This window comes from Algoriphagus sp. 10J20-15 (assembly GCF_055809615.1).
Genome location: NZ_JBVVUG010000045.1, coordinates 222,392 through 237,107, shown reverse-complemented (window position 1 = coordinate 237,107; position 14,716 = coordinate 222,392). Strand labels below are relative to the sequence as shown.

17 protein-coding genes and 3 pseudogenes are annotated in these 14,716 nt (G+C 39.9%); 15 read left to right on the top strand and 5 right to left on the bottom strand.

What is annotated here, in order from left to right:
• Positions 1–28: 28 nt before the first annotated feature.
• The 3 genes and pseudogenes from AC0L6R_RS20830 to AC0L6R_RS20820 form a co-directional block, all read left to right on the top strand.
• Positions 29–1,380, top strand: a pseudogene (locus AC0L6R_RS20830) (alpha-glucuronidase family glycosyl hydrolase); the annotation flags it as partial.
• A complete protein-coding gene (locus AC0L6R_RS20825; protein ID WP_473273000.1) occupies positions 1,366–2,181 on the top strand; it encodes a hypothetical protein in 816 nt (271 codons plus the stop codon). The pseudogene AC0L6R_RS20830 and the gene AC0L6R_RS20825, both read left to right, overlap by 15 nt.
• 96 nt (positions 2,182–2,277) lie before the next feature.
• Positions 2,278–2,762 (top strand): annotated as a pseudogene (locus AC0L6R_RS20820) (VOC family protein).
• On the opposite strand, the gene AC0L6R_RS20815 reads toward AC0L6R_RS20820, so the two are convergent.
• Positions 2,759–3,616 (bottom strand): lysophospholipase, encoded by an 858-nt coding sequence (locus AC0L6R_RS20815; protein WP_473272956.1) that lies wholly within the window; start codon positions 3,614–3,616, stop codon positions 2,759–2,761. The pseudogene AC0L6R_RS20820 and the gene AC0L6R_RS20815 sit on opposite strands and share 4 nt — an antisense overlap.
• Positions 3,617–3,821: 205 nt before the next feature.
• On the opposite strand from AC0L6R_RS20815, the gene AC0L6R_RS20810 reads away from it, so the two are divergent.
• The 3 genes from AC0L6R_RS20810 (at position 3,822) to AC0L6R_RS20800 (ending at position 4,914) form a co-directional block, all read left to right on the top strand.
• Positions 3,822–4,397, top strand: coding sequence for a DJ-1/PfpI family protein (locus AC0L6R_RS20810; protein WP_283411403.1), 576 nt, complete (start codon positions 3,822–3,824; stop codon positions 4,395–4,397).
• Positions 4,398–4,530: 133 nt separating this feature from the next.
• Positions 4,531–4,650 carry a DUF4160 domain-containing protein gene (locus tag AC0L6R_RS20805; RefSeq protein WP_283411404.1) on the top strand — a complete coding sequence of 40 codons (120 nt, stop codon included), beginning with the start codon at positions 4,531–4,533 and terminating at the stop codon, positions 4,648–4,650.
• A gap of 27 nt (positions 4,651–4,677) precedes the next feature.
• A complete protein-coding gene (locus AC0L6R_RS20800) occupies positions 4,678–4,914 on the top strand; it encodes a DUF2442 domain-containing protein (RefSeq protein WP_473272955.1) in 237 nt (78 codons plus the stop codon).
• Between the two features lie 111 nt (positions 4,915–5,025).
• Here AC0L6R_RS20800 and AC0L6R_RS20795 read toward each other — a convergent pair whose 3' ends face one another.
• On the bottom strand, positions 5,026–5,859 hold the full coding sequence (locus AC0L6R_RS20795) for a 1,4-dihydroxy-2-naphthoyl-CoA synthase (protein WP_473272954.1): 834 nt from the start codon (positions 5,857–5,859) through the stop codon (positions 5,026–5,028).
• 103 nt (positions 5,860–5,962) lie between these two features.
• Between AC0L6R_RS20795 and AC0L6R_RS20790 the strand changes: the two genes are divergently transcribed.
• The 5 genes from AC0L6R_RS20790 (at position 5,963) to AC0L6R_RS20770 (ending at position 9,404) form a co-directional block, all read left to right on the top strand.
• Positions 5,963–7,030 carry an AMP-binding protein gene (locus AC0L6R_RS20790; RefSeq protein WP_473272952.1) on the top strand — a complete coding sequence of 356 codons (1,068 nt, stop codon included), beginning with the start codon at positions 5,963–5,965 and terminating at the stop codon, positions 7,028–7,030.
• Complete coding sequence (locus AC0L6R_RS20785) at positions 7,027–7,455, top strand: DUF2141 domain-containing protein (protein WP_473272950.1); 429 nt, start codon at positions 7,027–7,029, stop codon at positions 7,453–7,455. The genes AC0L6R_RS20790 and AC0L6R_RS20785 overlap by 4 nt, the downstream gene beginning before the upstream one ends.
• Before the next feature lie 127 nt (positions 7,456–7,582).
• A complete protein-coding gene (locus AC0L6R_RS20780) occupies positions 7,583–7,831 on the top strand; it encodes a hypothetical protein (RefSeq protein ID WP_473272949.1) in 249 nt (82 codons plus the stop codon).
• 109 nt (positions 7,832–7,940) lie between these two features.
• Positions 7,941–8,348 carry a hypothetical protein gene (locus AC0L6R_RS20775; RefSeq protein WP_473272948.1) on the top strand — a complete coding sequence of 136 codons (408 nt, stop codon included), beginning with the start codon at positions 7,941–7,943 and terminating at the stop codon, positions 8,346–8,348.
• A gap of 69 nt (positions 8,349–8,417) precedes the next feature.
• On the top strand, positions 8,418–9,404 hold the full coding sequence (locus AC0L6R_RS20770) for a toll/interleukin-1 receptor domain-containing protein (protein WP_473272947.1): 987 nt from the start codon (positions 8,418–8,420) through the stop codon (positions 9,402–9,404).
• Between the two features lie 46 nt (positions 9,405–9,450).
• Here AC0L6R_RS20770 and AC0L6R_RS20765 read toward each other — a convergent pair.
• Positions 9,451–10,225 (bottom strand): annotated as a pseudogene (locus AC0L6R_RS20765) (XRE family transcriptional regulator).
• Between the two features lie 33 nt (positions 10,226–10,258).
• The gene (locus AC0L6R_RS20760) at positions 10,259–10,480 is read right to left on the bottom strand and encodes a hypothetical protein (protein ID WP_473272946.1); all 222 of its coding nucleotides are present in this window, start codon (positions 10,478–10,480) and stop codon (positions 10,259–10,261) included.
• A gap of 345 nt (positions 10,481–10,825) precedes the next feature.
• On the opposite strand from AC0L6R_RS20760, the gene AC0L6R_RS20755 reads away from it, so the two are divergent.
• The 3 genes from AC0L6R_RS20755 to AC0L6R_RS20745 all read left to right on the top strand — a co-directional run bounded on the left by AC0L6R_RS20755 (position 10,826) and on the right by AC0L6R_RS20745 (position 13,574).
• Positions 10,826–12,013 (top strand): carboxypeptidase-like regulatory domain-containing protein, encoded by a 1,188-nt coding sequence (locus AC0L6R_RS20755; RefSeq protein WP_473272945.1) that lies wholly within the window; start codon positions 10,826–10,828, stop codon positions 12,011–12,013.
• 300 nt (positions 12,014–12,313) lie between these two features.
• A complete protein-coding gene (locus tag AC0L6R_RS20750) occupies positions 12,314–12,835 on the top strand; it encodes an outer membrane beta-barrel protein (RefSeq protein WP_473272944.1) in 522 nt (173 codons plus the stop codon).
• Between the two features lie 55 nt (positions 12,836–12,890).
• Positions 12,891–13,574, top strand: coding sequence for a porin family protein (locus AC0L6R_RS20745; RefSeq protein WP_473272943.1), 684 nt, complete (start codon positions 12,891–12,893; stop codon positions 13,572–13,574).
• Between the two features lie 47 nt (positions 13,575–13,621).
• On the opposite strand, the gene AC0L6R_RS20740 is transcribed toward AC0L6R_RS20745, so the two are convergent.
• Positions 13,622–13,936: a four-helix bundle copper-binding protein gene (locus AC0L6R_RS20740; RefSeq protein ID WP_473272999.1), complete on the bottom strand. Its 315-nt coding sequence runs from the start codon at positions 13,934–13,936 to the stop codon at positions 13,622–13,624.
• 345 nt (positions 13,937–14,281) lie between these two features.
• On the opposite strand from AC0L6R_RS20740, the gene AC0L6R_RS20735 reads away from it, so the two are divergent.
• Positions 14,282–14,698: an MsnO8 family LLM class oxidoreductase gene (locus tag AC0L6R_RS20735; RefSeq protein ID WP_473272942.1), complete on the top strand. Its 417-nt coding sequence runs from the start codon at positions 14,282–14,284 to the stop codon at positions 14,696–14,698.
• Positions 14,699–14,716: the final 18 nt, after the last annotated feature.

Sequence of the window (14,716 nt, the reverse complement as noted above, 5' to 3'; positions counted from 1 at the left end):
CGATCTTTTAACCTCAAACCCATAACCTATGTACAAACCTATTTATCTGTCAGCCATACTTTGGATCTGCTTTACAGTTTCTTCCCTAGCCAACGACGGCTACAAACTCTGGCTAGATTATCAGCCTATCAGCGATTCCCAATTAAAATCTCAAGTCGAACCTTTGCTCTCTGGAGTCTACTTTTTCGGGGAAAATCCGACCTACGAAGCCATACGAAATGAGCTGAATCTAGCTTCCAAAAGTATGCTTGGCAAAAGTCCGATTTACACTAAAGAGCGATTGCAAAACACAAAGCTTTGGATAGGTACACGAGAGCAACTTTCGCAGGTCTTATCTCTTGATCAACAAACCCAAATCAAGGAATTAGGAAGCGAAGGATACTGGAGAGGCCAAATAGAACTAGATGGAAAATCCTTTTATGCCATCGTGGGAAACCAACCTATCGGAGCACTTTATGGAGTCTGTAATTGGCTAAATTCTATTCAAAGTACAACTTTCGATAAGTCCATAGAAATAACTGACAGTCCGAAGATTAAACTTAGAATGTTAAACCATTGGGACAACTTGGATCGCACCGTAGAAAGAGGCTATGCAGGATTTTCTATTTGGGATTGGCATAAGCTTCAGGCTACGTTGATCCACGCTATACTGACTACGCCCGGGCAAATGCTTCCATTGGAATCAATGCAGTTTCGCTGACCAATGTGAATGCAAATGCCTTGATTTTGACCACCGATTTCATGAAAAAAGTGAAGGTGTTGGCAGATATTTTCAGACCATATGGCATCAAAGTTTTTCTTACCGCCCGATTCTCCGCACCGATTCAACTCGATGGTCTGAAGACAGCTGATCCATTGGACCCAGAAGTGATTGCTTTCTGGAAAAAGAAGACCGATGAGATCTATTCTTTTATTCCGGATTTCGGAGGATTTCTGGTCAAAGCAAATTCCGAAGGACAACCCGGTCCGCATGAATATGGAAGAAATCATGCCGAAGGAGCAAATATGCTGGCTGATGCACTAGCGCCTCCCGGAGGAGTTTTAATATGGAGAGCTTTTGTCTATTCACACGAAGATGATGTGGACAGACACATGCAGGCAAATAATGAATTTGAGCCTTTGGATGGAAAATTCAAAGACAATGTGATCATTCAAATCAAAAACGGCGCGATAGATTTCCAACCGCGAGAGCCTGTTCACCCACTTTATGGTGCGATTAACAAAACCAATGTAGGCATGGAATTCCAGATCACTCAGGAATACTTGGGTCAAGCTACCAATCTTGTGTACCTCGCTCCTATGTGGGAAGAAGTGCTCAAAACGAAAACCTTTCGCCCAACTCCTAACTCGACAATTGCAAGTATATTGGAAGGAAAAGAAAGCGGTCAGAAACTGACCTTAATCGCTGGAGTTTCCAATATTGGAACAGATCGAAACTGGACTGGTCATTTATTTGGACAGTCAAACTGGTATGCTTTTGGACGACAGGCGTGGGATCCAAATCTGGAATCCAAGCAAATCGCAGATGAATGGATCAAACTGACATTTGGCACAAACCCCGATGTGCTGTCAAAAATTGAAGATATCATGCTTTCGTCTCATGAAGCAGCTGTGGATTATATGACTCCTCTTGGTTTGCACCATATTATGGGCAGAAGCCATCATTATGGACCTGGACCTTGGGTGATGGGCGGCAGAGCTGATTGGACTGCCCCATATTATCATAATGCCGATAGCTTGGGAATTGGATTTGACAGAACCACTGCAGGAAGTGGAGCCCTTGATCAATACGCTCCTGAGGTCGCTAAAGCATGGTCAGATCCACATCAGATCCCTGAGAAATACTTGCTGTGGTTCCACCATGTTCCCTGGGATTTCGAGCTAAAAGACGGAAACACACTTTGGGAAGGAATCGCCTATCACTACGACAGAGGGGTAAAAAAAGTAAGGAAAATGCAGGAAATTTGGGCAAGTCTGGAATCGGAAATTGATCCAGCTGAGTTTGAACATGTGCGACAACTTTTGGAAGTTCAGAAAAAGGAAGCTGAATGGTGGAGAAACGCTTGCTTACTATACTTCCAAACCTTCTCTAATCGTCCATTTCCAACTGACATAGAGCAACCTGAGGGAGATTTGGAATATTACAAAAGTCTTCAATTTCCAAATGCTCCGGGGATATAGAATTTGAAATTATTGTTTTGAGATTTGAAATTTCCTCGGAAATAGGCACTAATCGTTAACTAGTTCGGTTAATTTCAAATCTCAAACTTCAAATTTATGAATGATTACACCATACCCGCCGCCACCCGCATAGGTCATATTCATCTTAAGGTTTCCGATCTTCAACGTTCTCTTGATTTCTATCAGGGTTTGCTAGGCTTTGAATTGGTCACCATGTACGGACAGGATGCAGCATTTATTTCTGCTGGAGGATATCATCATCATATTGACTGAATACTTGGCAGAGTAAAGGTGGAAAACCCGCTCCGAAGAACACGGCGGGACTTTTTCATACGGCTATTTTGCTGCCAACAAGACGGGATCTTGCTGTTCTTTTGAAAAGACTACTCGATGAAAAGTATCCGCTAACAGGTGCTGCTGATCACGGCGTTTCTGAAGCAATTTATCTTGACGACCCAGATGAAAATGGCGTGGAATTGTATTGTGATAGGCCTCGTGAAGAATGGCCATTGAATCCAGATGGAAGTATTCAGATGTACACCAGACAATTGGATATTAACGGATTACTAGCCGAAATTTAACCCTTTGAGTAAGGGTCAATAAAACGACTCCCAATCCAAGCTACGATCAGCTTAATGACTTCCTCCCTATCCAAATCATTGATCAATTCATGAAATCCTCCTGGAAAAACTTTTAGCGTTTTATCTGCTGAAGTAGCTTTTTCATAGAGCAATTCTGAACCCTTTAGATTAGTAAGCCCATCATCAGAACCGTGGATTAGTAAAACTGGCAATTTGAATTTTGAGGCGTTTGCTTGAATAAACCGCATCATTTGAAGCAGTTCATATCCGGTTCTGGCGGGAACAGCATCTGTGTAAACCAATGGATCATTCAAATACTTTTCTACTTCCGCAGGAATTCTGGAAATTTTTTGGGCGTCGAGTTTCAGCGCTTTCAATTTGGGAAAGTACTTGCTGATCACACTAGACATAGCAATCAGGATTTTAGAGGTGCCCTCTGCCTCTTTTATCGCAGGGGAACTCAATATTATTCCTTTTGTATCTGGATTATATTTTAGGACATAAGCCGCCACCAATCCTCCGCCCATACTATGCCCATAAATGAAAGCAGGAACTCCAGGCACGTAGCTTTTCACCTTTCCAAAAAGGGAATCTATGTCTCTCAAATAATCTTCATAGGATTCAAAAAAGGCTGTGGGATCACCTTTCACAGATTTTCCATGCCCTCTTCCATCAAAAGTAAAAACCGAAACACCTGACGCATTCAGTTTTTCCACTAGATGCAAATACCTCGAACTATGCTCTCCTAAACCATGGACTAGCAATAATGAAGCCTTGGGAACGTCTACCATCCAAGCCTGGAGATAAAGTTCTATGCCATCATGGGTTTTGTAGGTAGTTTCGAGATGTTTCATGAAAGTAATATAAGGTTTGGATTGATAAGTTGCACAGAAAATCGAGAGCTAAAAAATCGCTTTCATTTCCTGACCCACAACCCTGATTTGATTAGCAAAACTTAACTAAAGATTAATCTCAATGCAATATCATTTTCTTAAATTGAGCTAACTATTAAAAGGTAGATTCTCTACCTATTTTTCAAACCAACAAAATTTCAAAACGATGAAAAAGATATTATTCCTGACTGGGGATTTTGCTGAAGATTATGAAACTATGGTTCCAGTACAAATGCTGGAAATGGTAGGCTATGAAGTACATTCTGTTTGTCCAGGAAAGAAAAAAGGCGAAACAATCAAAACGGCGATTCATGACTTCGAAGGAGATCTGACTTATACTGAAAAGCCAGGCCACAACTTTATGCTGAGCTATTCTTTTGATCAAGTTGACGTGGATGACTATGTAGGCCTGGCAATCGCAGGTGGACGCGCACCGGAATACTTGAGATTGAACAAGAAACTTCTTGAGATCGTGAAGCACTTCTTTGACACCAACAAACCAGTAGCAGCTGTTTGTCATGGTATCCAGATTTTAACTGCGGCGGGAGTTGTAAAAGGTAGAAAGCTGACTGCATATCCAGCTGTAGGCCCTGAGGTAACTATCGCTGGTGGAGAGTTTCAGGATATTCCAGCCACAGATGCTTACGTCGATGGCAACCTAGTAACATCCCCAGCTTGGCCAGGTCATCCAGCTTGGATCCGAGAGTTTCTGAAAGTATTGGGTGCAAAGATTGAGATTTGATAATATGTTTGGTGTCGGATGTCCGATGCTTTACTACTCAGATAATCATGAGCCCTTTCAGGATTATCCAGAAAGGGCTTTTTCATTCTATTTCATATGTAACGAATTCAATTATTGAGTAATTTGTCACACTATGCCTACTGTCCTTAGAGAAAATGGATATCGATTTTTCTTCTACAGCAATGAACATTTGCCGAAACATACTCATGTGGAAAAGTCAGGTTTTCAGAAATCCGTATATAAATTGAATTAAACGTTCTACTAATTGATCAAAAATGGGATGAGTACTTTAACTAAATTCAAATCAAACCAAGCATCTAGCCTTTCCTTTTCCGATAGCAAAATGAAAATTAGTATGGAAGATGGAAGAGAAATAAGTATTCCATTAGAATGGTTTCCTACTCTCAAAAATGCCTCCGACGCAGAATTAAATAACTGGCGATTTATTGGTGATGGAGAGGGAATTTACTGGGAAGATCTAGATGAAGACTTATTGATAAGTGAATTGATTTCCTAAAATTCTACTAGATATAAAAAAGCCAAGAATCAAAACCAATCAGGTCTCGATTCTTAGCTCCCATGTCTTGATTCTCCGACTTTAGACTTTAGATTTTTCACTTTAGACTTTTTACGGTATCCACTTATTCTTCCCAAAATCAGGCTTTCTCTTCTCCAAGAAAGCATTTCTACCTTCCTTAGCTTCCTCTGTTCCGTAGGCCAAGCGCGTTGCTTCTCCAGCAAAAACCTGCTGGCCAACCATGCCGTCATCAGTCAGGTTCATCGCAAACTTCAGCATTTTGATTGAAGTTGGAGACTTGGCTAAAATCTCCTGAGCCCACTTGTAAGCCGTTGACTCTAATTCAGCATGCGGAATCACTGCATTCACCATTCCCATTTCGTAGGCTTCCTGAGCAGAATAGTTTCTACCTAAAAAGAAGATCTCACGTGCTTTCTTCTGCCCAACCATTTTGGCCAGATAAGCTGAACCATAGCCTCCATCAAAGCTGGTCACATCAGCATCAGTTTGCTTAAAGATCGCATGTTCTTTACTTGCCAGTGTCAAATCACAAACTACGTGAAGGGAATGCCCTCCTCCTACTGCCCAACCGGGTACCACGGCAATTACAACCTTTGGCATAAAACGGATCAGGCGCTGAACTTCCAAAATATTCAACCGGTGATAGCCATCTTCACCCACATAGCCTTGATTTCCTCTAGCTTTCTGATCTCCGCCAGAGCAAAATGCCCAACCTCCGTCTTTTGCTGAAGGACCTTCTCCACTCAGTAAAACTACTCCAATGGAAGTATCTTCTTGCGCATCGTAAAATGCATCATATAATTCGGCAGTAGTTTTTGGTCGAAAAGCATTTCTAACCTCAGGACGATTGAAGGCAATCCTAGCTACGCCATCGCATTTCTTATAGGTGATATCTTCGTATTCTTTTGCTGTGATCCAGTTCATATCTTTCGATTTGGGTAAAAATCTAATTCTTTTGCAAGATAACAGGCTTCCCTGAATTTTGAAGCCAGGATTACTACCTTCGGAAAAACCACTATAATCTCACATGTTTCAACTTAGTTTCGGCAGTCATACTTATCAGAAAAAAGAGGATTTCGACCAAGAATTTACTGATTTACCTGACTTTGCGATAGGTGCATTGAAATTCTGTAATGACTGGTTTTCGGAGAAAGAAAGCTTTGTACAGCAAACCTCAGGGTCAACTGGAATTCCAAAGAAAATTGAGATTACAAGAGCTCAGATGATTGCAAGTGCAAAAGGGACGCAAGCTTTTTTTCAAACAGATCAGAGCACCAAACTCCTTTGCTGCCTAGATCCATCCTATATCGCTGGGAAGATGATGCTCGTTCGTGCTATGGTCTGGGGTTGTCAAATTGAGTTAACTGAACCTAAGTCAAATCCTCTTTCAGAAATTGTAGCTATACCCGATTTTGTTGCGATGGTTCCCCTTCAAGTTGAAGCATGCCTTCGAGAAAAATCTTCGCTGGAGAAGCTTAGAGCTGTAAAAAACTTACTAATTGGCGGCGCTCCTGTTGGTTTTTCTTTGAAAGATGAACTGGTTAAAAACGGCATTGAAGCTTACCAAACCTATGGTATGACGGAAACCGTATCTCACATCGCTGTAGCAAAAATCGAAGAAGGAGATTTGATTTATCGCGTTCTTTCAGGAGTTGAATTTGGAGTAGATGAAAGAAATGCCCTATGGGTAAAATCGGCTTCGAGTAACAATGAATTAGTCAAGACAAATGATTTGGTCGAGCTAATCCATCAAAACTCTTTTAAATGGCTAGGAAGAGCTGACTTTGTCGTCAACTCAGGCGGAGTCAAGCTTCATCCAGAACTATTGGAATCAAAAGCTGAAAGTACCATTCATCAATTCTACCCAACTGCTTCATTTTTCTTTTTTGGAATGAAAGATGTAATACTAGGTGAAAAATTATGTTTGGCAGTAGAGTCAACTAATATCAACAAGGAAGTAAGTCAGCAACTTCTAAAAGCGCTAAAGAAAGTCATGAACAAATATGAAATCCCGAAAAACACTTTTGTCATCTCCTCGTTTTCAAGAACGAACACCGGGAAAATAAACAGACCTAAAACCATAGAAAATTTATGAAGCTGGCAATTCTAAGCCTTTTATTTCTTTTCAATTTCAATCCAAGCCAAGAATCGTATGGTACGATTGAGTTGGTAATCTCTGAAACGTCCAGTGACGAAGGCGTTATTCAGCTACTCATTTTTAACCAAGAAAAAGGCTGGCCAGAGTCTTTGGATGATGCCCTAAAAATAGTGACTCTTCAACTCAAGAACGGAACAGCTAAGCAAACTATCCCTAATGTACCCGCTGGAAACTATGCGATAACAGTTTTTCATGACCATGACGAAGATGGGAAAATCAGGAAAAACAAGATCGGCTACCCCATAGACCCTTTTGGCTTTTCTAATAATCCAAGCTTGCTTTTTGGAGTTCCTTCTTTTGAAAAATGTAATCAGAAAGTTACGGCAAGTAAGACCACCCGGTTCGAAATTGATCTACGCTAAATCTTTTTTAATCTAAAAGACCTACTTTTGCAGTGATGAAATCGAGCATTACGAAGAAAATCGCATGCAGGTAGACTTACCCATCTTGCGAGATTCCATGTGCCCTAAAAAATCAAATTATTAACACATGAAAAAGAGTAACGACCACACAAGCGGAGTTGTAATTGAATTTGATTCAGGAGTAATTCCGCCACCATATAGTCATGTGTATAGATTGTCCTTGGACTGGAGCACATCTGAATTAATCGCAGAATTAGAGCTACACTATACTGATAGAGAGGACTTGACCGAAGATGAGATTTTAGATGAAGGATTTACTGCTAATGATGATTTCAGCTTCAAGGGCAAACTTGATATTATGTCTGGAAAAAAGTAGTTTCAATTGAATTCGAAAAACTAAGTGGAGCGGAAGGCATCTAGAAGAAGGCGGGATCGTTCTTTCAGCATTAGAAAACGGTAAACCTGGGCCTCATCAAAAGCTCCTGTTGAGCAGGAAGCCCTGGCAAATGCTTGCTCAGGATGTGATTCAGGCTATTTACGAGACTTCTAAGAAGGAAGCTCCTTTGACAGTGAATTACCGTCAAGTGACCAACGAAGGAAGTAATGATTGCTCAATTACCATGAATTTCTCCACTCGTGAGGCAGTATTCACGCTGAAAAATGAATCCAGAACAATCAACTGGGAATATGCCGTTCAATTACTGAAACTCGTCTTTTCTCCAGATTACAACTATGAGATAGCCAAAGAAACTGCTGGAACAAAACGAGGTGAATACATCGAATGCGGAGATGGGTATTGGCATGAGTTAGGAAAAGGGGTTATCAACATTGACAACTCATTTGATGCTGTTGGAAGAATAAAAGATGGATTTGAAAACCTGATAGAGGAATAAAAACATTCTGCAAATTGCATTTAAAAGCCTGATTCGTTTAACTTTAGCTAAACAGAATCAGGTTTTTTTATGGAAAAGAATAAAATTTTTCTCAGCCACAGACATTCCGACACACAAAGTGATTGTCATCGAATCAGGGAAACGCTAGAACAAGAATTTGGTGAAGATGCTGTTTTCTTAGACATAGAAAATCTTGAGCCTGAAATTCGCTTCGCCGACGCGATAGATAAAGCACTAAAGGAAAGCAAAGTCGTGCTGGTGGCCATAGGCCCAGACTGGTTTGGTGATCCTGACCAAACTGGAGTTACCAGACTTTTTCAAAGAAAAAAAGACTGGGGTCAGAAGAGAAGTAAGTGTCCTGCACTTGCGAAACCGGATACCCGAGTGATTCCTTTGTTGCTGAAGGGTGCTTCTAGACCCACTGCGGATCAGTTGCCTGATGAACTAAAAGAACTTGCAGACTTACAAACTTTTGAAATATCAATCACCCGATGGAAATATGATTTGGGAGTGCTAGTGGAAGCACTTGCGAAACTTATCCCTAGAAAGAAGAAACCTGCTGGTCAATTCCCATACAATCCTACCCCAATTCCAAGACCTAAGAAAAGCTGGTGGGGAAGAAATTACCTTTGGGTACTTGGGATTTTTGTAGTGCTGATGATTGTAATGATCAGCAGTGAGGAGTTTCAAGATGGATATCAAGATGGACTTAATGGTTCAGAAACTGTTTATGATGATGAATTTTTGGATGAACCAGAGGAATCACTAACCAGTATATATGTGATATATACTGGAGATGATTATGGTTGTGCATTAGATCTGAAAATAAATATTGGAGGCAAAATATTCACTCCTGTGGGAAATGAATATTTGATTTCAGGATTAAAACAAGGCACTCAACCCTATTCTATAACTGGAATAATTGGCTGTCCAAATCAAGGAACATGTACTGCGAATGGCTCTGGGCATTTGGAAATTATTCCTAATGGAAATTACTATGTAAGTTGGAATACAACAGAAGTAGGCAATTGTGCTATTAAACTATCCATGCACTAGTTTCTCCGAGATTCTCTTTCAAAACCTTAGAATATTTATTTAACGCTTATCCTTTTAGCGTCCTGAGGTCTGCCCGAGTATCTGAGATCATTTCTCCAAGGTCTTCCAAACTTAATGGCTTTTTCTTGTCACCAGGATTTGGAAAATCAGTACTGATAAAGGCCTTCGCTTCCCATACTTCGACAACATCCTCACCTTTCACCTCGTAGGGTTTGTACTGCTCATTGTCAGAAACCAAGAATAGTTTGCCATTATCGCTCAGGTAATTGAACACGCGCTTATAGACTACACCTTCTGTATCTGTCACGAGCACATAGGTTTTGCCACTTTTGATATCTTTCAACTGGTCGACATACGCACCGATAACTATGGTGCCTGAAGTCAAAGGAAGCATGGAATCTCCCGCTAGCTCAAACGCACGATAGGTAGCCTGCTTAGATAATGTTGGAATCTGAAAACTGAGGCAAGCTCTCCATGTATTCCGTATCGGCAAATCCATTTAGATACCCAGCTGATGCCTTCTGCCCTACCAGCGTGATATTCTCTTTTTCGTCTTCGTCACATGCAATCGTCAAAATATTGATTCCTCGCTTCTGTATTGCCTTTCTCCCCAGACTCTCAATATCATGATTTAGAAGCTCTTCCATTCCCACCTCCAAGATGTCACATAGCTTTCCAAGCGTCAATAACTTTGGTTCAGACCTCCCATCTTCATAGGCTGAGATCATAGTACGCTGCACATCTAATTGATCTGCCAACTCATTTTGGGTGATACCTTTTTGCTTTCGCAAAAACCGGAGGTTGGAAGCAAGGTTTTTCATGCTGAGTACAAATAAAAGTTATGATCTTCTGGACTAGCCGGAATTGGGAAAAATGGATTCATGTTCATCGCAGCACTTCTTCTTGCGCTCCATACGCTGTTTGATCTCTTCAATGATTTCCCCAACAGGCTTTGGACCATTCACAAGCAAATAGCCGTATTGTGGTTTAATCTCGTCTTCAATAAAAAATTTCACTTGGCAATTTCCTGAAGCCAAAGTCTTGGTAGTGATGCTGATCTTCTCTTGATTTTCCATAGTAGATTCTTTTAACATCAGCTAAGATATAAATGTTGCTTTTATAAACATAAAGATGATTGAAAAATAAACATTTTACTCCGACGTAAATTGTCAATTATGTTTTCCACCCTGAGAAAAGCAATAAAACACCTAGAACATATCAGCTTTTTCTTTGAAAACCCATGTATATAAATATATTATTTACTACTCAATAGAGCATTTGACCGCTTAGCCAATTATCGCTCTTTATCTTGAACAATAGTTCGTTCATTTGGCTTAAAGTCTTTGACTAAAATACCACCAAAAAATCTCTCTATGAATGGGAGACCAGCTTTTTTTAAAGCATCCAACTAACCTACACCAATGAAATCTTACCTCTGTCTATTCCTATTATTTTTAATTGCTGTACCCAAACTTTCAGCCCAAACTTATTCGATAAAAGGAAGAGTAAAACAAGCTGGTACAGAAATCACAATTCCAAACGCCACCATTTTACTTCAAAATTTACCTGATTCCATTCAGGTAGATGGAATGATTTCAGATTTGGATGGTGAGTTTGAGATTACAAATGTGAAGAATGGGGAATACTTGCTGAAGATTCAATATTTAGGCTACGAGAACCTTTATAAGTCTATCAATGTCACTCAGGATATTGATATAGGTGTATTAGGCCTAAAGGAAGAAGCTACTGCATTGGATGAGGTGACGATCAGCGCTAGAAGATCCCAAGGAGAACAAAAAGGAGATACTACGCTTTTTAATGCTGATGCGTTCAAAACTATGAAAGACGCTAGTGCTCAGACATTAATTGAAAAACTCCCTGGTGTAATTTCACAAGATGGTTCCTTGCAAGCGCAGGGTGAAGCAATCACTCAAGTATTGGTGGATGGGAAGCCATTTTTTGGTGGAGATGTGACAACAGCACTGCAAAATCTTCCTGCAGAAGTAATCCAGGGAATTGAGATTTTTGATCAAAAAAGTGATAAAGCTCTTCTAAGTGGGTTTGATGATGGTGAACGTATGAAAACCATTAACATTATCACTAAACCAAATCGTAGAAAAGGAATATTTGGAAAAACTACTGCAGGATATGGAACTGACGATCGTTATTTAGCAGGGGCAAGCGTTAATTCGTTTAACGAAGACCAGCGAATTACTATCACAGGACTTAGTAATAACATCAACGTCTTGGACTACTCCAGTGATGCAAATATTCAGAGCAACAACCGTCCTCAAAATGGCATAGTCAATACCAATATCTTTGGAATTAACTATTCGGACAATTGGGGTGAAAAAATAAAAATCAGTGGCAGCTATCAATACAACAACCGTAAAAACACGAATGAATCAAGTCTGATCAGAGAATATGTTACCAGTTCTAATTCTGGCCAAATCTATACAGAAGATAGTCGAGAAACCCGAACTAGACAGGATCACCGCTTCGACATGAGATTGGAATATAACATCAACGAAAATAATAGAATCTTATATCGTCCTAGATTTTCAGCAAGTTTTGAAAAAGAAAACTCTGGTTTTTTTGGGAAAGTGTAAATGCTGAGGGACCTCTTAACCAGACTGAAAATATTCGGTCAGCAGACAATGAAGATTATGACATGTTCCATAGATTGTTTTACAGTCATAAATTCAATAAGGAAGGTAGAACAATAACCCTTAGTGCAAATACTGGTAGTCATGGGAACAATGATAACGCGTTGCGAACGGCTACAAACATTTATTTTCAACCTGATGAGCGGACCGAAATTATCAATCAGAACATCACACGTGACCGCTCTGGCTACGATTGGGAAACAGGAATTTCTTATACCGAACCATTAAGGAAAAAATGGTCAGATGGAGCTGGAATACGAAATCGGCAATAGATTTAACGATTCTGATCAGTTGACTTTTGATATTTTGAATGATGATATCAGTAACCCTAATTTAGAACTCGACACCGCTTTAAGTAATTCATTTGAAAGTAAATACCTTAGACATGAAGTTGAGCTTGGGTATCAATATCAATTGGAGAAATTGAAATTTCAGGCAGAATTGGAATATCAGAACGCAAACCTTAAAAATGATCAACTATTCCCTGCCGTAGGAACAATAGATCGGACCTTCCAAAGCTTCATGCCTACCATCAGATTTGATTATACCATATCATCTACTACAAACTTTGAGATTGATTATGATACTGATGTGGATGCACCGTCGGTGGGTCAATTGCAAAACGTAATAGATAACTCTAATCCACTGCAATTACGAACAGGTAACCCAAACCTAGACCAGTCCTATTCCAATAGAATAAGGTTTAGATTTCGTAGCAACAACCCAAGAAAACGACCGTTCATGGTTTGTTTTTGCCCAGTATAATCTGACAGAAAACGCCGTTTCCAATAGTACATTTACAGCTGAGGAAGCTACTGAATTGCCAGGCGGGATTATCCTGGAAAAAGGTTCTCAGCTTTTCAGGCCAGTAAATTTAGATGGGTATAAAGACTTTAGATCTTGGGTGAGTTATGGTATTCCCCTTGACTTCGTCAAGTCCAACTTTAATATCAACGGAGGATTTAGCAGCACGAAAAGGCCTGTAATGGTTAACAACCAAATAAGCTTCAATAACTCTCAAAGGATCAGTACAGGTATATCGCTAAGTAGTAATATTTCAGATCAGATAGACTTTAATATCTCCACACGTTTTTCATTTAACAATGTGGAAAACACGCTAAACGAAAGCCTGAATAACGACTTCTACAACCAGCGCTCAAGGTTAAACTTAAGCTGGATTATTTGGGAGGGTTTTATCTACAGACTGGATGTAAACCATCAATTGAACTCCGGACTCTCTGAAGGATTTGATGCGAATGTAGTATTGATGAATATGAGTTTAGGTAAAAAAGTTTTTGCTAACCAGCGCGGAGAAATTTCTTTAAATGCTTATGATATACTTGGACAAAACAGAAGTGTGTATAGAAATGTCACTGACGCATTTGTGGAAGATGGCCAAAACAATGTGATGCAACGCTACTTCATGTTGTCCTTCACTTATAATATCCGCCATTTCAATAAAGGAACGGATATGGATGACTACAAAGAACTGTATAATAATTAATAGAAAGGCCTGATGGATACAAATTCATCAGGCCTTCTTTTTCTAATTTACGCTAAAAGAGATTCACATTCCTCTATACAACTTCTGCAAGCCTCTGCGCATTGTCTACAACTGTCATGTGTATGCTTTTCACACTCCCGGGCGCAATTATAACAAGCATCGACACATTGCTGAAGATAAATAGCGGTATCGAGAGAACTTTTGTTTGTTGATGCAATACAGTCTTTGCAGGCATCTATACATCGTTCGCAGTACATTGATACAATCTTGCATCCCAGGCCGATTACTGAGCATGATTCAATACAGATAGTACAAGATTCTATACAGCTTTCAAATGTCACAATAGCATTGTTTTTAATCATCGTTACTGAGCTCATAAGAATATATTTTTTGGTTTAAGAAATGAATTACCTAGGTCACCTAATGGAAATTAAAGCTTAATTGAGTCTCAGAATCTTAGATAAATCATGTTGGTTTTATCCTTTAGGAATTTCAAAAAACCTGCCATATAAAAAACAGCTCAAATAAGCTATTAACATAGTTTTTTAAGGTAGGACCATTCACTATTATCCTTAGTTGAGGTAGAATATTCTCAATTTGTTGAGTTGGGTAGCATGAAAATTCGTCCAATAAAAAGGAATCCCCGAAACTTTCTTGAATGAATTTCAATTTGCTTACTAACTATTAAGCAATCACCTATTTTGAAAATGAACCTACCCTATTCTATACTTGACCTTGCGATCATTCGAGAGGATTACGATGCCAAAGATGCCTACCTAAGAAGTTTACAAGTGGCTCAGAAAGCGGAGGAACTTGGCTATACCCGCATGTGGCTCGCCGAGCATCACAACATGGCCAACGTCGGCAGCTCCTCTCCTCAGGTATTGATTGGCTATTTGGCAAATGGAACTTCAAAAATCCGTCTGGGATCCGGAGGAATTATGCTTCCCAATCACAGCCCACTGATTATTGCCGAGCAGTTTGGTACACTAGCGACACTTTATCCTAACCGAATTGATCTAGGACTTGGAAGAGCTCCAGGAACCGATCAGACGACAGCGACAGCTTTACGAAGAGGGCGACATGAGTCTGTGCAGGAATTCCCAAATGACCTGATGATTTGAGACGCTATTTTTCAGAGG